This is a genomic window from Ralstonia sp. 1138, from assembly GCF_040544795.1.
Lineage (GTDB): Bacteria > Pseudomonadota > Gammaproteobacteria > Burkholderiales > Burkholderiaceae > Ralstonia > Ralstonia flatus.
Genome location: NZ_JBEPKQ010000001.1, coordinates 241,650 through 260,736 on the forward strand (window position 1 = coordinate 241,650; position 19,087 = coordinate 260,736).

12 protein-coding genes are annotated in these 19,087 nt (G+C 64.1%); 10 read left to right on the forward strand and 2 right to left on the reverse strand.

The annotated features are described in order from the left end of the window. Positions 1 to 3: 3 nt before the first annotated feature. Positions 4 to 426, reverse strand: a complete 423-nt coding sequence (locus ABIC76_RS01070) for a hypothetical protein (RefSeq protein WP_102066329.1) — start codon at positions 424 to 426, stop codon at positions 4 to 6. Between the two features lie 97 nt (positions 427 to 523). Here ABIC76_RS01070 and ABIC76_RS01075 point away from each other — a divergent pair, with 97 nt between their 5' ends. The 5 genes from ABIC76_RS01075 (at position 524) to ABIC76_RS01095 (ending at position 7,272) form a co-directional block, all read left to right on the forward strand. Next, the gene (locus ABIC76_RS01075; RefSeq protein ID WP_051530863.1) at positions 524 to 925 is read left to right on the forward strand and encodes a MerR family transcriptional regulator; all 402 of its coding nucleotides are present in this window, start codon (positions 524 to 526) and stop codon (positions 923 to 925) included. A gap of 157 nt (positions 926 to 1,082) precedes the next feature. Further along, positions 1,083 to 2,453 carry a TolC family protein gene (locus tag ABIC76_RS01080; protein ID WP_374220532.1) on the forward strand — a complete coding sequence of 457 codons (1,371 nt, stop codon included), beginning with the start codon at positions 1,083 to 1,085 and terminating at the stop codon, positions 2,451 to 2,453. A gap of 4 nt (positions 2,454 to 2,457) precedes the next feature. Next, a complete protein-coding gene (locus tag ABIC76_RS01085) occupies positions 2,458 to 3,606 on the forward strand; it encodes an efflux RND transporter periplasmic adaptor subunit (RefSeq protein WP_147217484.1) in 1,149 nt (382 codons plus the stop codon). A 2-nt stretch (positions 3,607 to 3,608) separates the two neighbouring features. Beyond that, positions 3,609 to 6,704, forward strand: a complete 3,096-nt coding sequence (locus ABIC76_RS01090) for an efflux RND transporter permease subunit (protein ID WP_354532686.1) — start codon at positions 3,609 to 3,611, stop codon at positions 6,702 to 6,704. 154 nt (positions 6,705 to 6,858) lie between these two features. After that, on the forward strand, positions 6,859 to 7,272 hold the full coding sequence (locus tag ABIC76_RS01095; RefSeq protein ID WP_354532687.1) for an Hpt domain-containing protein: 414 nt from the start codon (positions 6,859 to 6,861) through the stop codon (positions 7,270 to 7,272). Here the strand turns inward: ABIC76_RS01095 and ABIC76_RS01100 are convergent. Next, positions 7,255 to 8,637 (reverse strand): APC family permease, encoded by a 1,383-nt coding sequence (locus ABIC76_RS01100; protein ID WP_354532688.1) that lies wholly within the window; start codon positions 8,635 to 8,637, stop codon positions 7,255 to 7,257. The genes ABIC76_RS01095 and ABIC76_RS01100 overlap by 18 nt on opposite strands. A gap of 341 nt (positions 8,638 to 8,978) precedes the next feature. Here ABIC76_RS01100 and ABIC76_RS01105 point away from each other — a divergent pair, with 341 nt between their 5' ends. The 5 genes from ABIC76_RS01105 (at position 8,979) to ABIC76_RS01125 (ending at position 19,068) form a co-directional block, all read left to right on the forward strand. Next, positions 8,979 to 10,634 (forward strand): OFA family MFS transporter, encoded by a 1,656-nt coding sequence (locus ABIC76_RS01105; RefSeq protein WP_354532689.1) that lies wholly within the window; start codon positions 8,979 to 8,981, stop codon positions 10,632 to 10,634. A 28-nt stretch (positions 10,635 to 10,662) separates the two neighbouring features. Next, positions 10,663 to 13,002: an FdhF/YdeP family oxidoreductase gene (locus ABIC76_RS01110; protein ID WP_354532690.1), complete on the forward strand. Its 2,340-nt coding sequence runs from the start codon at positions 10,663 to 10,665 to the stop codon at positions 13,000 to 13,002. Continuing rightward, on the forward strand, positions 13,002 to 13,247 hold the full coding sequence (locus ABIC76_RS01115; RefSeq protein WP_206274460.1) for a MarR family transcriptional regulator: 246 nt from the start codon (positions 13,002 to 13,004) through the stop codon (positions 13,245 to 13,247). The genes ABIC76_RS01110 and ABIC76_RS01115 overlap by 1 nt, the downstream gene beginning before the upstream one ends. Continuing rightward, the gene (gene fdhD / locus ABIC76_RS01120) at positions 13,244 to 14,059 is read left to right on the forward strand and encodes a formate dehydrogenase accessory sulfurtransferase FdhD (RefSeq protein WP_354532691.1); all 816 of its coding nucleotides are present in this window, start codon (positions 13,244 to 13,246) and stop codon (positions 14,057 to 14,059) included. Before ABIC76_RS01115 ends, fdhD begins: the two co-directional genes overlap by 4 nt. Positions 14,060 to 14,145: 86 nt before the next feature. Next, complete coding sequence (locus ABIC76_RS01125; RefSeq protein WP_354532692.1) at positions 14,146 to 19,068, forward strand: tetratricopeptide repeat protein; 4,923 nt, start codon at positions 14,146 to 14,148, stop codon at positions 19,066 to 19,068. The last annotated feature ends 19 nt before the right edge of the window (positions 19,069 to 19,087 follow it).

A 19,087-nucleotide genomic window follows, 5' to 3' on the forward strand; every position in this document is an offset into this window, starting at 1 on the left:
CGGTTACGCTGCCCGCGCACCTGCTCGCCCGGGCACGCGGCCCACGGGCAGCGATTGCAGCAGCCCGAAGCCAATCTCCGCGATCAGGAACGGCACCACCAGCAGCGTAGCGCCCGATGCCAGCGCGTATGCCTGCCACGCCGCAAACAGCCAGCGCGCCACGGCGTCGTACCGGCCGAGCGCCACACTGGTCTGTCGGAGACGCAGCACCGACCACACGCACACCACCGATCCCATCAGATTGGCCATCAGCAGATGCGTCGGCTCAAATGCAGGCAAGCTGCCGATGCCCAGCACATGCGCCAATGCGCTGAGCGCCTGATGCAACAGCGCAAATGTCCACGGCGTGGCAAACGGTGCGGTCACGATCAGGTCATACCAGGCGCTGGCCCGCACGATACGCAGGAAGGTCGATTCGGAAACCATGGGGAAACTCCAGACGTGAAGTGAAGGAGCCGCCACGGTAAAGCTTGGTGTACGCTCCAAGGTCAAGCCCCGACCGTATCCCCCGTTCCAAACGACCATGCCTGCCGCTCTGCCCGCTCCCATTTCCAATGCGCATGCCGGTGACCTGTCCATCGGCGACCTGGCCGCCGCCACCGGCGTCTCACGCGATGGCCTGCGCTTTTACGAGGCACGCGGGCTGATTCGTGCGCGGCGCCGGAGCAACGGCTACCGTGCCTATCCGCCCGAAATCGTGGAACTGGTGCAATACGTCCGCACGGCCCAGCAGCTGGGTTTCACACTGGCGGAAATTAAGGAAGGCATGGCCCAGGTGTGGCAGCAACCCGACACCGATGCCGCCGTCACCGCGTTGCTGCGCGAGAAACTCGCCACGATCGACGCCCGGATCGCCAGCCTTCAGGCCATGCGCGATGCACTTGCGACCCGCGTCGGCATGGCATGCCCGCTTGCACCGGCCTGAGACGGCCGTCATGTCTTGTCATATAACTGTCGCAGACTGCCGCCGCAGGGCGCGTTTTTTCGCGTTTTCTAGCGCCCTGACGGCTCGCTGAGTCGTGAAAGGCGCTTGAAAGTTCGCGTCGGTAAAAACGCTCCCGTCTCAAGGGGAGTCTGCTGCAGTGAAACATCGGGGTGCGTTCCATTCACGGGCGAGGGCCGTGCTGTGCGCGGCGGCCTGCCTGCCACTTGCCGCTGCCTGGGCAGCCACGCCGGCAACGGGCCCGGCCGCGGCCAGCATGCCGGTCGCCACCATGCCGCCGATCAAGCCTTCCGTGCCGGGCGTGACGGGCGCCGGCTTCAACCTGGTCGAACTGTTGCAGGAGCTGAAAGGCAGCAACCCGCAGCTGATCCAGGCGCGCCATAACTACCTCTCTGCCAAGTCGATACCGCCGCAGCTTGCGTCGCCCAACAACCCGCAGCTCGGCTACATCTGGAACAGCATCCCCAAGGGGTTTCCGCTGGCGGTCAACCGCGCAGGCGGCAGCCAGTACAACCTGACGCAGCAGATCCCGTTTCCGGGCAAGAAAGCGCTGGCCGCCGAGATTGCCGATCGCCAGGCGGAATCGCTGAACGCGCAAAACGATGCGCTGTACCTGCAGCTCTACGCACAGCTTTCCACCACGTACTACCAGGCGATCGCGCTGCAGAAGCAGATCGACGTACAGAAGCTGACCATCACGCGCCTGGAGCAGGTCAAGCAGATCACGCGGGTGCGCTACGCCAACAACGCCGCCGCCTACGCCGACTTCCTCAACGCGCAGGTCATGCAAAGCAGCGCGCAGAATGACCTCTTCGCCGCACAGCGCCAGTACGACACCACGCTGCAGACACTGAACACGCTCATCGGCAAGGAGCCGAGCTTCCCGCTCGTGCTGCGCGCTGACGACGAGTCCGTGCACCTGCCGGAGGAACCGCTGCCCGAGCTGGAAAACCAGGCGCTGCGCGAGCACCCGTCGATCAAGGCATCGGCCGAGCTGATGGACGCCGCGCGCAAAAGCGTGACGCTGGCGCGCAAGGCCTATCTGCCCGACTTCCAGGTCATCGCCACCGTCACCACCGACAACCCGCCGTATGGCGTGCGCCCGAACAGCTACCAGATCGAGCTGGACGTGATCATTCCGTTCTGGTTCCTGACCAAGGAAAAGTACGGCGTGAACCAGGCGGTGGAAAGCCAGATTGCCACCGAGGCGAATGACGTGTCGGTGCGCCAGCAGACGTTATTGGCCGTCGATACCGCCTACAACACGCTGCGGCAGACACTTGCGCAGCTCGACTTCAACAAGCAGCGGCAACTGCCGCAGGCGCTGGCGGCGTATCGCGTCACGATGACCAACTACGCCAGCAACAACGCCGATTTCAACGACCTGCTCACTGCCCAGGGCGCGCTCAAGAACGCCGAACTGGCGGTCGCGCAGGCGCAGGCCACGGCCTTGCAGGCCTATCACGCGCTGCTCGCGGCCACCGGCCGCTCGCCGGTTCAAGCTCAATAACATCATGAAGAAGTTCTCTCCCGTTGTTGCAGTCATCGCCCTGGCCGCGGCCCTGGCCGTGGGCGTGGTGGTCGGACGCAAGTGGCCTGCCGCCGTGCCGGCCGAGACCGCGAAACCTGCAGCAGGTCCGGCCTCTGCGCCGGCTGCCGCGTCGCGCCCGAAGCCCGACTCCGTTGAAATTCCGGCCGGCGGCTTCGACCCCCAGCAGGTGAAGGTCGCGCAGGTCGGTCAGCTGTCCGTGCCGGTAGAACTGTCCACGCCGGGCAAGCTCGCCTACAACGCCGAGCGCACCAAGCTGGCCTCGGCGCGCGTGGCCGGGCGGCTGGACCAGATCCTCCTGTTCGAAGGTGCGCAGGTGCGCGAGGGCCAGCCGATTGCCCAGCTGTACGCGCCGGATTTCATCTCCGCGCAGAAGGAATACCTGCTGGCGCTGAATACGGCGCGCCAGCTCAAGGGTTCCAACATGAAGGATCTGCAGGACGATGCCGACGCAACGGTACAGTCCGCCGCGGGCCGCCTGCACGTGCTGGGCATGTCCGATGCCGATGTCGCGCAGATTGCCAAGCGCGGCACCCCCGCTGAACACCTGACGCTGCGCGCGCCCATCTCGGGCACGATCGTCAAGCGCAACATGGACCCAGGCGCCTTCCTGAACGTGGGCGACTCGTTCATGAGCATCGTCGATACGCGTGTGCTGTGGTTCACGGGCAATGTGTATGAGAACGACATTGCCAGCGTGCGCATCGGCCAGCCGATCTCGCTGCACACGTCGGCGTATCCGGACCGCGAGTTCACAGGCCGCGTGAGCTTCATTGCCCCGAACATCGACCCGGCCACGCACACGTTGACCGTGCGCTGCGACGTGCCCAACACCGACGGCCTGCTGCGCCCCGAGATGTACGCCACGGCGCGCATCCAGACCGGCAGCGGCCAGGCCACGGTGGTGCCGAAGTCCGCCCTGGTGAAAGACCACGGCAGCTACTTCGTGATCGTCCAGAGCGATGCCACACACTTCAAGCGCGTGGAAGTGCACGGCAAGGACACCGGCACCGACGGCAACTTTGCCGTGACGGCCGGACTTGAAGCTTCGTCGCAGGTGGTGGTGCGCGGCGCCGCGCTGCTCAACGAGATGATCGTCAAGGCAGGAGCGTAGGCATGGGCTTCAACCCCATCGCGGGCATTCTCAAGCGGCGGCTGCTGATCGTCTTCCTGGCGATCGCGCTGCTGGTGGCCGGCGTGCTTTCCTTCCGAGAACTGCCGCTGCAGGCGTATCCGGGCGTCGCACCGCTGTCGGTGCAGGCCATCACGCAATGGCCGGGCCGCAGCACGACCGAAGTCGAACAGCAGATCACCATCCCGATCGAAAACGCGCTGGCCGGCGTGCCGGACGTGCAGTCGTTCCGCTCGGTATCGCTGTTCGGGCTGTCGGTGGTGACGCTCAAGTTCAAGGAAGGCACCGATAGCTTCAAGGCGCGGCAGAACTTTTCGCAGTATCTGGCGAGTGCCAACCTGCCGACGGGCGTGCAGCCGTCGCTGAGCCCCGACTCGGACGCGACCGGTGAAATCATGCGCTTCCGCCTCGTGGGCGATGGCGTCGACCTCACCACGCTCAAGAGCTACCAGGACTACGACATCTCCAAGGGGCTCAAGCACGTGCAGGGCGTGGCCGATGTCAGCTCCTTCGGCGGCAAGGTGAAGGAGTATCACATCGTGCCGTCGCCCGCGAAGCTGCAGTCGTACGGCATCACGCTGTCGCAGCTCATCACGGCCATCGGCAACGCCAACAACAACACGGGCGGCAATCTGCTGCGCGACGGCGAGCAGCAGTTCGTCGTGCGCGGCGTGGGTCTGCTGCAGACAGTGGACGACATCCGCAACGTGGTGATCAACGCCAATAACGGCGTGCCGGTGCGCGTGCGCGATATTGCCGAAGTGGAAGTCGGCAACGTGCAGCGTCTGGGCCAGGTGCAATACAACGATCAGCCCGACGTGGTGGAAGGCATCGTGCTCCTCAAGCGCGATGCCAACGCCACCGAGGTGCTGGCCAAGGTGCGCGAGAAGGTGGCAGAGCTGAACAACGGCGTCCTGCCCAAGAGCATTCAGATCAAGCCGTTCTATGACCGCCAGGTGCTGCTCGACATCACCATGGGCACGGTCGAACACACGCTGGTGGTCGGGATCTCGCTGGTGCTCGCCGTGCTGTTCGTCTTCCTGGGCAACTTCCGTGCGGCAGCTGTCGTGGCGGCGGTGATTCCGCTGGCGCTGTGCGTGTCGTTCATCAGCATGGAGCACTTCCATGTGCCGGCCAATTTGATCTCGCTCGGGGCGATCGACTTTGGGGTGATTGTCGATGCGGCCGTGATCGTGATGGAAAACATCATGCGGCACCTGGAAGAAGGCGCCGAGAAGCTGGATGACGCCATCGTCAAGGCGACCAGCGAAGTACAGCGCGCGATGATCTTTTCCACCGGCATCATCATCGTGGCGTATTCGCCGCTGTTCTTCATCGGGGGCGTGGAAGGCATCATCTTCAAGCCGATGGCGTTCACGATGGGCTTTGCCCTGATGGCGTCGATCGTGCTGAGCCTGACGTTCGTGCCGGCCACCACGTCGTTCGTCTTCGGCAAGACGCTGCATCCGCACTCGCCGGCGTTCATCACGGCGATCCTGCGCTGGTACAAGCCCCTGCTGCGCAAGCTGATCGCGCGGCCGATGGCCGTCTTTGCCACGGCCATCACGGCGCTCTTGCTGACGCTGTACAGCGCCACGTTCCTCGGCACGGAGTTCCTCCCGACGCTGGAAGAAAACAACCTGTGGCTCCGCATTACGCTGCCCAATACGGTCGACCTCGATTACTCGGCGTCCGTGGCGAGCGACCTGCGCGCGTACTTCGTCAAGCAACCCGAGATCAAGCAGGTTTCGGTGCAGATCGGCCGCCCGGACGACGGCACGGATTCCACGGGCGTGTTCAACCAGGAGTACGGCCTGTATTTCGCACCGCCCGACCAATGGCCTGCCGGCATGACGAAGGGGCAACTCGTCGAACGGCTATCCAAGCATCTGGAGAAGATCCCGGGCATCGAATACAACTTCTCGCAGTACATCCAGGACAACGTGGACGAAGCGCTTTCGGGCGTGAAGGGCGAAAATTCGGTCAAGCTGTTCGGCAACGACCTCAACATGCTCGAAGCCAAGGCCAACGAAATCCAGGCGCAGCTCAAGAAGGTCTCGGGCCTGGTGGACGTGGGCATCTTCCGCGAGCTGGGCCAGCCGACGCTGAACGTTTCGATCGACCGCCAGGCAGCTGCACGCTTCAACATCAACGTGAGCGACGTGCAGAACCTCGTGCAATACGCCATCGGTGGCGCACCGGTCACGCAGATCCTGGAGGGCGAAAAGTCGTTCGGCCTGGCGGTGCGCCTGAATCAGCAGGCACGTGCCTCGTACGACGCCATCCGCGAACTGTTGATCGATACGCCCGACGGCCAGCACATTCCGCTGTCGATGATCGCCAAGGTGGAAATGACGGACGGCCCGTTCTTCATCTACCGCGAGGAAGGCAAGCGCTACATCGCCATCAAGTTCGGCGTGCGCGGCCGTGACCTCGGCGGTGCCGTGGACGAGGCACAGCGTGTGGTGGGCAGCAGCGTGCAGCTGCCCGAGGGCTACACCGTCAAGTGGGACGGCCAGTTCAACGAGATGAAGGTCGCGCAAGGCAAGCTGATGGTGATCGTGCCGTTGACCATCCTCGTGATCTTCCTGCTGCTGTACAGCACCTTCGGCAACTTCAAGGATGCGCTGATGGTGGTGCTCAATGTGCCGTTTGCCGCCATCGGCGGACTGCTGGCGCTGCATATCGCACATGAGACGCTGTCGATTTCGGCGGGTATCGGCTTCCTCTCGTTGTTCGGCATCGCCATCCAGGACGGTGTGATCCTGATCTCGTACGTCAATCGTCTGGCGCAATCCGAAAACGTGCGGGAAGCCACCGTCGACGGTGCCGCGCTGCGCCTGCGCCCGGTGATCATGACCGCCATGCTGGCCGGCCTGGGCCTGTTGCCGGCGGCGCTCTCGCACAGCATCGGCTCGGAAGCGCAGCGCCCGCTGGCGCTGGTCATCGTCGGCGGCATGGTGACGACGACGATCCTCACGCTGCTGGTGCTGCCGGTGGTCTTCACCTGGGCGCACCGGAACCGCCGACCGCCGTCGCGCGATTCGGACGTCAGCCCGACGGCTGCCATGCTGCCTTAAAGCACACTCGCGTCAAAAGCAAAACGGGCGCATCGCCTCACCGGCGGTGCGCCCGTTTCGCTTTGGATCGGCATCAGAAATCGGACCAATCTCATGGTTGCGCGCGCGCCCGACATGCAGAGTGCACCTCTGACTTCATCCCCGCACCGCCACCATGCAGACCACGCCCAACGTCGACGCCAGCATTACCGCGCAGTTCCCGCCGCAGGTCGTCGCCACGCTCATCGACCTCTTTGGCACCGATCTCCGGCAATGGCGCTTTATCGTCGATCTGTTTTCCCAGACGATGGAACAGGATCTCGCCAACCTGGAGAGCGCTCTCCACAGCGGGGGCGACGCGCAGATCGTTGAAGCGGCACACCGCATCGTCGGCTCCGCACGCATGCTGGGCCATCAACCGATCGCGGATGCTGCCCGCAGCATCGAGCGCACCGCACAGAGCGTAGGCCCCTATCCCGAGCGGGCGGCGGACATGCAAACCGCTCTCGCCCGCCTCCGCACGCTGGCCGATGATTTTCGCCAGCGCGCAAGCAGCTGCCCGTGGCCGGCCTCATCGGTGACGGGCTAACCGCGCCCCACGCTGCGCAGACCACCGGTTGAACAGCAGCGGCACCACCCCCACAGCGATGCCGCCCAGCCCGACCAGGTTTGTCGTCAGATCGAACGTCGGCACGCTGTAGGCGGCGATCAACCACAAGAACAACGCGCTGCCCAACGGCCAGCCGACCAGAAACACCGCATTGAACATCGAGCGCAGGGCTTCGCGCCGGTAGTGCCACGCGCAGGCGAAGCCCGCCAGCCCGTAGTAGAACGCCACCTGAAACCCGATCGCATTGACCGAATCCTTGATGATGGCGTTGATGCTCGGGAAAAACGACGCACCAAACAGCAGCACCAACCCGATCGCGGCAATCACGACGGTCGCCACCCATGGCGTGCGCCAGGTCGGGTGCAGCGTGGCATAGCGTGCATGCAACATGCCGTCGCGGCCCTTGGCATACAGCGTGCGGGTGAATTGCAGGATGGACGTCTCGAGGGTGCCGACCGTGCTCAGCATGACGGCCACCACGGCCACGTAGCTCCACGGACGCGGCAGCAGCTTGTCGGCCACGGCAAAGATGACGTTGGTGCTGGACTGGTCGATTTCCGCGTCGCTCAGCACGAGCAGAATCACGGCGCCAAAACCCATGAAGAGCGCCAGCACAATCACCATGGCCCATAACGCGCCACGACCGGGCGCGCGATTGGCGTCACGCGTTTCTTCCGTCAGGTTGACCGTCACGTCCCAACCCCAGAAAAAGAACAGGGCCGTCAGCGCACCGGTCGCAAACAGCTGCGGTGTAAATGCCGCGGGTGACAGCAACGCCCACGACAGCGCATGGGCCGGATGCGCGCCGAATTTCACCACCGCCAGCACGATCAGACCGACGAGGATGAGCGTTTCCGTCACCGTCATGGCGATCTGCGAATAGCTCGTCAGCTTGATGCCCTTGATGATGACGGCGGTCACCACCAGCAGCCACGCTGCGGCCATCAGCGCCACCACGGCGGGCTGCGCAGACAGCGACGGGGCCACGAGTGTGAGCGTGGCCGTTGCGGCTGGAATCGTGCCGGACACCATGAACACGCCCGACGCCACCAGCAGTGCCCACCCGGCAAAGAACCCCAATGTGCGATTGAAGATGGCGCCCACCCAGGCATACGCCGCACCGGCATGCGGGTTGACGCGGTTCAGGTGCAGATAGGCAAAGGTCACGCCAAACATGATCAGTCCGCAATACAGAAGGCTGGCCGGCGTGAGGGCCCCCACCGCGCCGATCAGCGTGGCCGTGGTAGCGGCAATGCTGAACGCGGGCGCCGTGCCCGCCACCCCCATGACAACGGATTCGCTCACACCCAGCGCGTGGGCCTCAAGTTGCGTATCGACTGCCATCCGCCACCTCCAAGATTGCTTGCCGCCGACATGGCGCGCGCCTGGATTCGTCAATCCAGTATTGGCGCTCGCCATCGGAACGCCAATGGCGGCGATCCCGGCACCGGTTTGTTTATGTTTTTGGTCACATAAATTAAGCAATTCGGTTGTAAGTTGCGTAATTCGCAATACAACGGGTGCCTACAACTATTGATCTAGAACACGCTGCCCCACTATCTTTCGCGGGCAACGTCGGCGCAGTCCCACTGCAGCCGGCTGGCACGCACCGGCCATGACCGGCGCGGCCGCACCGTTTCACCACGTACGTCACAACACGGGCTCAACTTATCCGGGGGGATTCGATGTCCGAAGCAGTCCTGCATCCATTTTTTTCACGCGAGCGCACCGTCGCCGCGGTTGGCTTCAACCGCTGGCTGGTTCCGCCTGCCGCGCTGGCCATCCATTTGTGCATCGGCATGGCCTACGGTTTCTCCGTCTTCTGGCTGCCGCTTGGCCGCGCGCTGGGCATTACCAAGCCACTCACCTGCGGCGCCGACGTCTCGCTGATCGCCGAGCTGTTCACCACCACCTGCGACTGGCGCGTCTCCAGCCTTGGCTGGATGTTTACGCTGTTCTTCGTGTTCCTGGGCGCATCCGCTGCCATGTGGGGCGGCTGGCTTGAGCGCGTTGGCCCGCGCAAGGCCGGCGTCGTCTCGGCCGTGTGCTGGTGCGGCGGGCTGTTGATTTCCGCGCTCGGCATCCAAATGCACCAGCTGTGGCTGCTGTGGGTGGGCTCGGGCGTGATCGGCGGCATCGGCCTGGGGCTGGGCTACATCTCGCCCGTGTCGACGCTCATCAAGTGGTTCCCGGACAAGCGCGGCATGGCCACGGGCATGGCCATCATGGGCTTCGGTGGCGGCGCGATGATCGGCGCCCCGCTGGCTGACCGCCTGATGAAGCTGTTTGCGACGCCCGAATCTGTGGGCGTATCGCAAACGTTTATCGTGCTGGCTGGCATCTACTTCGTCTTCATGATGGCCGGCGCGCTCGGTTACCGCGTGCCGCCCACGGGCTGGAAGCCCGCCGGCTGGACGCCCTCGCCCGCCAAGGCGAAGGACACGATGGTCACGCAACGCCACGTCCACGCAAATGAAGCCCTGAAGACGCCGCAGTTCTGGCTGATCTGGGCCGTGCTGTGCCTGAACGTGTCGGCCGGTATTGGCGTGCTCGGCATGGCTTCGCCGCTGCTGCAGGAAGTGTTTGGCGGCAAGCTGCTGGGCGTGACGACGTCGTTCATGGACCTGACGGCCGCGCAAAAAGGCCAGATCGCAGCCATCGCTGCGGGCTTCACGGGTCTGCTGAGCCTGTTCAACATTGGCGGCCGTTTCTTCTGGGCATCGCTGTCGGATCGCCTGGGCCGCAAGATGACGTATGCGATCTTCTTCGTGCTCGGCTTCGTGCTGTATGCATCGATTCCGTGGACGTCGCACACCGGCAATATCGCGCTGTTCGCGCTGGCCTTTTGCGTAATCCTGTCGATGTACGGCGGCGGTTTTGCGACCGTGCCGGCCTATCTGGCCGACATGTTCGGCACGCAGATGGTGGGCGCCATCCACGGCCGCCTGCTCACGGCGTGGTCGACGGCGGGCATTCTGGGCCCCGTGCTGGTGAACTACCTGCGCGAATACCAGATCGCCCATGGCGTGGAACGCGCAGCCGTGTACGACATCACGATGATGATCCTGGCCGGCCTGCTGATCCTCGGCTTCATCTGCAACCTGCTGGTACGCCCCGTCAACGCGAAGCACTTCATGACCGAAGCGCAACTCGACGCGCTGCGTCACGCTGCGGCAAGCAAGAGCCCGACGCCGTCGGTGGCTGCGCCGGAAACGTCGCTGGAATGGAAGGCGCATCCGGGTTCGGCCGTGGCCGTGGTGCTGGCCTGGGCTGCCGTGGGGCTGCCGTTGGGCTGGGGGGTTTGGATTACACTCCAAAAAGCTGCCGTTCTGTTCTCCTGACCTCTGATCCAACGCCGCCCCGCCACCCATGAAGCACCAGAAGATCGAGTTTTACCGTCACCCGGCCGGTGGCTGGGGCGCGCTGAAAAGCGTTGCGCATCAATTGCTGTCGCAAGGCATCGCGGCCAAGGGCGCCAAGACGATGCTGTCGGCCAACCAGCCTGACGGCTTCGACTGCCCGGGCTGTGCATGGCCTGACCGCGACCACGCATCCACGTTCGAGTTCTGCGAAAACGGCGTCAAAGCCGTGGCTGCAGAAGCGACCTCCCGCCGCACCACGCCGGAGTTCTTCGCACAGCACACCGTGCGCGAACTCGCCGAGTGGTCGGACTACGCGCTGGAAGACCAAGGGCGCCTGACGCATCCGATGGTCTACGACGCGGCCAGCGACAAGTACGTCCCGATCGACTGGGACGCCGCCTTCGCGCTCATCGCGCAGCACCTGCGTGCGCTGCCCGATCCGAACCAGGCGATCTTCTACACCTCCGGCCGCACCAGCAATGAGGCGGCCTTCCTCTACCAGTTGTTCGTGCGCGCCTATGGCACGAACAATTTCCCCGACTGCTCCAACATGTGCCACGAGCCTTCCGGCACGGGCATGCGGAGCAGCATCGGCGTCGGCAAGGGCACCGTCACGCTCGACGATTTCACCAAGGCCGACGCGATCTTCATCTTCGGCCAGAACCCGGGGACGAATCACCCGCGCATGCTGGGCGAATTGCGCGAGGCATCGAAGCGCGGCGCCAAGATTGTTTCGTTCAACCCGCTGCGCGAGCGCGGGCTGGAGCGCTTTGCCGATCCGCAAAGCAAGATCGAGATGCTGACGCTGGGCTCCACGCGCATCAGCACCGAATACCACCAGGTGCGCATCGGCGGCGACCTGGCGACGGTCAAGGGCATCATCAAACACGTGATCGAGCGTGACGACGTGGCGCGCAGCCGCGGCGAACCCGCCATCATCGACCACACCTTCATCGTCCAGCACACCGGCGGCTACGACGCCTTTGCGGCTGACGTGCGCGCCGAGTCGTGGGCGACGATCGAAGCGGAATCCGGCTTACCCGAGCACGAAATCCGCCAGGCCGGCGACACCTACATCAAGGCCGGCAGCGTCATCGCGTGCTGGGGCATGGGCATCACGCAACACAAGCATTCGGTGGCGACGATCCAGATGATCGTCAACCTGCTGCTCCTGCGTGGCAATATCGGCCGCCCGGGCGCCGGTGCGTGCCCGGTGCGCGGGCACAGCAACGTGCAGGGCGACCGGACGATGGGCATTTACGAGAAGCCCGCGCCTGCGTTCCTCGACCGTCTTGAGCACGTCTTCGGCATCCAGGTGCCGCGCGAACATGGCTACGACACCGTCGGCGCCATCGAGGCGATGCAGCAAGGCGCCGCGCGCGTGTTCTTCGCCATGGGCGGCAACTTTGCGGCGGCCACGCCCGACACCGCCGCCACGTGGGCCGGCCTGCGCCAGTGCGACTTGACCGTACACGTGACCACCAAGCTCAACCGCAGCCACATCGTGCACGGCAAGGCCGCGTTGATCCTGCCGTGCCTGGGCCGCACCGAGGTCGACCAGCAAGCCGGCGGCACGCAAGGCGTGACGGTGGAAGATTCGATGAGCATGGTGCACATGTCGGCAGGCATCAATCCGCCGGCCTCGCCGCATCTGCTCTCGGAGCCGGCCATCGTGGCGCGCCTGGCCGAGGCGACGCTGCCCGAGAGCACGATCCCGTGGCGCTGGCTGGTCGAGGACTACGACCGCATCCGCGAACGCATTGAAGCCGTGTTCGACGACTTTGCCGGCTTCAACGAGAAGATTCGCGTGCCGGGCGGCTTCCGCCTGCGCAACACCGCATCCGAACGTGTCTGGAACACGCCGTCGGGCAAGGCGGAATTCCACGCGCATGCCGTGCCGACCGACACGCCCGTCCACCGCGCCCGCGAGCGCCATGCCGATGCGACCGTCTTCACGCTCGCCACGGTCCGTTCGCACGACCAGTACAACACCACCATCTACGGCATGGACGACCGCTACCGTGGCGTGTTCGGGCAGCGCCGTGTTGTCTTCATCAACAAGGAAGACCTGCACACCATTCGCATGAAAGACGGCGAGTGGGTGGACATGGTGACGCTCTCCGAAGACGGCACCACGCGCCGCGCTGACGGCTTCCGCCTCGTGGCGTATGACATTCCGCGCGGGTGCCTGGCGGCGTATTACCCCGAGACCAATCCGCTGGTGCCGCTGTCTTCCGTGGCCGACCAGGCCCGCACGCCGACGTCCAAGTCGATTCCGGTGATGCTGGTTCCGAGCCAAGTCGAACGCACCGCTGACGCCACCGCGGCCAACACGGCGGAAGCCTGATGCCAACCGAGCCGGCGTGGTCTGCGCTGCAACTGGCGCTGCTGGCCGCATTGCGCGAAACCGAGGCCAGCAAGCCTGTGTCGCTGCCCTGGCTGACCAAGCGCGTGGGTGAGCGCGCCAGCACGGTGCTGCGCGCGCTGCATCCGCTGGCCGACGCAGGCCTGTTGCGCGTTGCCATGGACGACACGCGCTGGCTCATTGTGCTGCTCGACGCCGGCCGCGCCCTGCCCGATTTCCCTGCATGACTGCCCTTCCCCAACAACCCACCGGCTTGCCCGTCGTTTCCACCTCCGCGACGAAACGCACGCGCGCCGGCGCACAAGACGACACCGCCACCGCCGTCGCCGAAGAAGCGCCGGTGGCGCTCGTCTTCAACGGCATCACGCATGCGGTGATGATGGCGTCGCCCACGGATCTGGAAGATTTCGCGCTGGGCTTTGCGCTGTCGGAAGGCATCATCGACGGTCGCGCCGATTGGCGTGGCGCAGACGTGGAAACGCATCCGCATGGGCTTGAGGTGCATGCGGAAATCGCCTCGCATTGCTTCGTCCGGCTGAAGGAACGCCGTCGCGCGCTGGCCGGCCCGACCGGTTGCGGCCTCTGCGGCATTGAAAGCCTGCAGACCTTTGAAGACGCACCGGCGCCGCTGACGCCGCCCGCATGGCTGGCGTCTCTTGCCGACGCGCAGGTGCTGGACGCCATGCAGGCGATGACGGCGCATCAGCCGGCCAACGCCCTTACCGGTGGCTTGCATGCCGCCGGCTGGGTGCCCGCAGCTGGCAACGCACCGCTGCATGTGCTGGAAGACGTGGGCCGCCACAACGCGCTCGACAAGCTGATCGGCCGGCTGGCACGACTCGGCATCCGCCCCGCAGACGGGTTCATCGGCATGACGAGCCGTGCGAGCTACGAGCTGGCGCGCAAGTGTGTGCAAGTGCAGGTGCCGCTGCTGGCGACGATCTCCGCGCCGTCTTCGCTGGCGATCCGCCACGCCCAGGCCGGGCAGTTGGCGTTGCTGGCGTTCTGCCGTGGGGATAGCGTGACGCGGTTTGCCTGAGCAAGGCCCCTCTCTCGCGGGGATATTGAGCGTTGCGAGCCCTGTGCTCTAATCGGAATCATTGCTCGCAAACCTTCAACGCCCGCATGAATCAAGCTGCCCCGCTGGATCTGGTCGACCATATCAGCACGTTTGCAGACACCGGCAATAGCTATGCCGCATATCCTCTGCTCGATGCATTGCGAGCGGACCCGCGCCCGGAGGCCCAGTCCTTGGCCGTGCGCATGGTGCGGCATCTGGGCGGCAATCGGTTGTCGGACGCCATCGGGCTGCGCTTATGGCGCAAGCACCCTAACCACCCCGAAGCCATGGTGGTTTATGCGCGCATCCTAGCCGATCGCAAGGGTCCCTATCGCGGCTGGCGATGGATGGAATCCGCATGCATTCCTGACGACGCACCTCCGGCAGTGCTCGCAGAATGGCACGCATCGCGTGCCACCTTGGCCGGCGCGCTGCGTGATTGGGAGACGGCAACTAGCTTGTTTTCGGCGGCGCTGTCGCTGGCATCGGAAGACCCTTGGATCCACGTGCTGCAAGCCCATGTATTCGAGCGGCAGGATCGATACGACGAAGCCATTGCGGCCTGCCTTGAAGCGCTCCGACTCTACCCAAGCCATCGTGCAGCCATCCAGGGGCTTGCACATCTGCATACGCTTACCGGTAATGACGCGGAAGCCATACGTCTGTTGCAGACCGCTTCGGCAAACATGCAGAGCGCCGACGTGGAAGCTCAACTGTTCGGCCTGCTGTCGGAACACCGGCAGTTCGACGAGGCCGCCGCCGCGCTTACGCGCTGCCGGACATACACACCATTGGCCGACAAGGGCTGGCGCCGCTGGCTTGACGCACAAGAGGTCGACAACCTGCTTGCCCGTAAGCTATTCGATGAGGCGGCCCATCGCTGCGGCGCGCTCAACGAACCCTTCTATGTCGACATTAGAGCCCGCCTGGCCGAGCCTGCATCGAGCACCGACCTCCAGCGCGTCCAACTCGACGTTGGCTTCGTGCGCCAACACCACCTCACATGCGCGCCTGCCACGCTGAGTGCGTTGAGCCACTACTGGGGCTACGCCGCCGAGCACCTCGAAATTGCAGAACAAATCTGCTACGACGGCACCCCGGCCTCAAGCGAACGCGCCTGGGCTGAACGCAACGGTTTCTTTGTGCAGGAGTTCACGGTCGACTGGCCGGTCACGCGCGCCTTGATCGACGCAGGCGTGCCCTTTACGCTGACCACCGAATTCACCAATGCTGGGCACTTGCAAGCCGTCATCGGGTATGACGCCTTGCGGGGCACATTGCTCATACGCGATCCTTCGCAGCGCATTTACGCAGAGCACTACGCAGTTACGCTGTTTAGCGAACACCGTGCCAGCGGCCCACGTGGCATGTTGATGGTCCCGTCGAAAGAGCGTCACCGGCTGAACGGAATCACGCTGCCCGATGCAGCCGACTGGGACAGCTACTACACCATCATTCGGGCGTTGGAAGCCCACAACCGGGGAGCGGCGGACGCGGCAGCACAAGCACAGCAGTCCCGCGCGCCCGATCATTGGCTCACCCTGCGCGGCCTGCGTGCCCTCGCACATTACGATGGTGACCTCACGCGCGCACTGGCACTGACAGACCAATCCCTCGAGCATTTCGGCGATCATCCCAGCCTGCTGCTGCACCGGCAGCAACTTCTGGCGACCATCGGGACGCGGCGGGAAGCTTTGGATGCAGCACAAGCGGCCGTTGCCAAACACCCGTGGAACCCGCCATTGCTGACGCGGCTCTCTCGCTTGCTGAGCGACGACGCCCGGCAGATACCGGAAGCGATCGACTACGCCTCACGCGCGCTGCGTGTCAACATCAACGAGTCCGAAGCTTGGCGCGCTATGGCCGACGCGCTGTGGCTGTCGGGCGACAAAGCCGATGCGTTGGTGCACTACCGCATCGCAGCTTGCCTACACCCGCATTCCGAAGACCTGGCCATCACCTACTGCCAAGCATGCTTCGGCCTCGGGAAGATGGATCAAGGCTTGGCTTTCCTTCAAGCACGCATTGACCAGTTGGGCGGCCAGTCGTCCGCACCGTCCATCAGCGCCTTCGGGCAATTCGATATGCTGGGCCGCACCAACGAAGCGTTCGCTTTGCTGGAAAATGCGCTGCAACAGCGTCCGAACGACGAAACACTTCGTCTCTTCTACGCGGAAAAAGCACTTGCCTACGCCCAACCCGAAAAGGCGCGCGCCCTGTTGACCGGGCGCACGGGGCAGGCACGGCACGCAGAACAGCTTCGCGTGGAAGCACTGATTGCCCGCCATGAAGGCCGCATCGACGATGCTTGGGTTGCAGTCAGTGCCGCTTGCGAGCGGGAACCGCTGCATATTCCCTTGCGTCGTATGGCGGCTGACATCCGCGCCCAGCAGTCGGGGCGAGCCGCCGCCGTTCAGTTTCTGAAGGACGCGTGCGCCCAACACCCCACCTATCTTGCCCTGTATGAAGCGCTCCTTGAATGGATGGCGGATGCACCGCCCACCGAATCCGAGACGATCATTCGGCAAGCACTGGCTCTTCACCCTCACTACGCATTTATGCAACGTGAGCTGGCGAACAACTTGGCTAGCCAGCGCAAGTTAGAAGACGCGTGGAGCGTAGCTCGCGAGGCGCAGGCCCTCGCCCCGCGCCATGCATCGACTTACGCCATGCTGGGCGGCCTCTATTTGACGGCCGGCGATGTCCACGAGGCACAACAGCAGTTTCGGGAGGCACTCCTACTCAACATCGATCACGGCTACGCCTTGCACAGGCTTGTTACCACGTGCAACAGCCATGAAGCCCGGAGAGAAGCCCTCGCCTTCATTGCGCGTCAATTGCAAGAACAATCGACCCAGGGCGACCCGATCTTCACCTATCAGGTGCTTGCACGCCACACATTGCCCGACGATGAACTGGAAGGTGAACTCCGGGCGCTGCACACGCGCAGGCCCGAGCTGTGGCAAACCTGGGCCGCGCTCGCCGTTCAACTGATCGATACCACCCAGTTTGCTGCCGCACAGACGTTGCTCGATGGTGCCATCGACCGATTCCCGCTTATGCCGCGCTTGCATTACGAATTAGCTCGGCTTGCGACCAACCGGGGCGACTTTCCACGGGCCCGTACAACCGTGCAGCGCGCGTTGCAACTATCACCGTCATGGACATGGGCGCTGCGGCTGGCCGTGCATCTGGCGATGAACGAGCCCGGCCAACTCGAGGCGGGGCTTGCACTTGTGGCCGCACCACGTTCGCGCTGCCAGGAAAACCCAGAAGGTCATGTGCTGCGGGCTCGGCTGCTATGGAAACTGGATCGCCGAGATGAAGCCCTCGCGCAGGTGGAAACCGCACTACACCGCTGGCCCGCGCACACGGAGGCCTGGGACTTCTTCATTGACGCCGCGCGACAGATGGAGCGCGCGCATTACGTAGCGGAATTCACTGCGGAACTTGCCCGCCAACGACCGGACAATATCGACGTCCTCATACGGCAGGCCGACCACGCCGCCACCTTAGACGACGCACTTGCTGCCGTGGACAAGGCAACGGCGATCAACCCGCTGCATCAGCCCGCCTATATCGCACGCATCAACGCGCTGAACCGGCATGGTCGGTTTGCTGAAGCACTGGAGACCGTGCACAGCACACCGTGGGGTCAACACACACCAACGGCCATTCTCCGATGTGGTCCACGCTTGCACTGGCAGCATGGCGACACAGACAAGGCGATCACCGCGTTACAGCAACTACTCAAGAGCGAGGTCAATTCGTTCGACATGTGGCGAGAACTGGCCGACTGGACGTTCTCAGCCAAGCGGCACGACGAATGTTTGGCGGCAGCGCGTGAAATGGTTCGCATCGACTCCACGGTAGCCGTTGGTTATGGCTATCTAGGTCACGGGTTACGTGAACGTGGAGAAACAGCCTCCGCGATTGAGGCCTTGCGCACCGCGTTTGAATTGGACCCGTTCTACGTCTATGCCGGCCTTGCCCTGACCGACCTGCTGCTGGCGTCCGACTGGAATGCGGCCAAGCAGGTGCTGGTTACTCTGCGAGCCAATGTTCCCGGCCCGGCAGTCGCCCTGCGCGAAATTCAGTACGCCGTACGCGCCGGCGACAAAGAAGGCGCCGCCGCGCCGCTTGCGGAAATCGTGCGCGTCTCCGAGCACGACGCCGGCACGTTCGACAAAGCCGTCGAAGCATTGCCCCGCGGTTCATGGCGCGAGTTGCTCTTCCAGGCGACAGAGCAGGCTAGCCTTTGCGGCGAAGTGTCAGAGGCAGCGGCCCGATATTGGCTGGAAAGGGAATTCGATGTCGCCCACCCGGCATTTCTGGACAAGGTTGAGCCCTACCTGAAGGCCGATCATCACCAGCGCTTCAAGATCGCCGTGATCAACTGTGCAACGGCGGTCCGCATGTTCCAGCACGTCAGCGCGCTAGTCGCACAATACAGCCGCGAAATGCGCGCAAATGCTGAATGCTGGGCCTTGGTCGGCTACGCATACCTGGAGGCCAAGCGGTTTCAAGAGGTCGTTGATTGGATGCACGATTGGCAGCGTGCGGACGCGCCATGGTGGGCGCTGGACAACCTCGCTGTTGCACTGCGCACCGATGGCCGACATGGGCTTGCCAATCAGGTATCTGAAATGTCCCATGGCAAGGAGCCCCGTAGCCCGGATGCGATGGTGTGGCTGGCGTGCGACGCCGCTCGCCACGGGCAGACCCGGACCCTCCTCGCATGGCTTGAGCGCGTGCGCCCGATGAAAATGCGTCCTTACTACCAGGGACTGCATCAGGTCCTTGAGGGATATTGCGCAGCAGCCACAACGGGCAAAGCTGCCCCACTTCGCACAGCCTTGCGCCAGTGGGAATTTGCCTCCCGAAAGCAAAGCACTCTCGCTGACCTCATGGTCGACGTACGTCGCCGGTGGATTCAAGACGCACCTACAAGTTGGGAGCGCTTTTCGCGCGTACTGCGTCTTATTTAAGGCTTATAAGGCAGCAAGA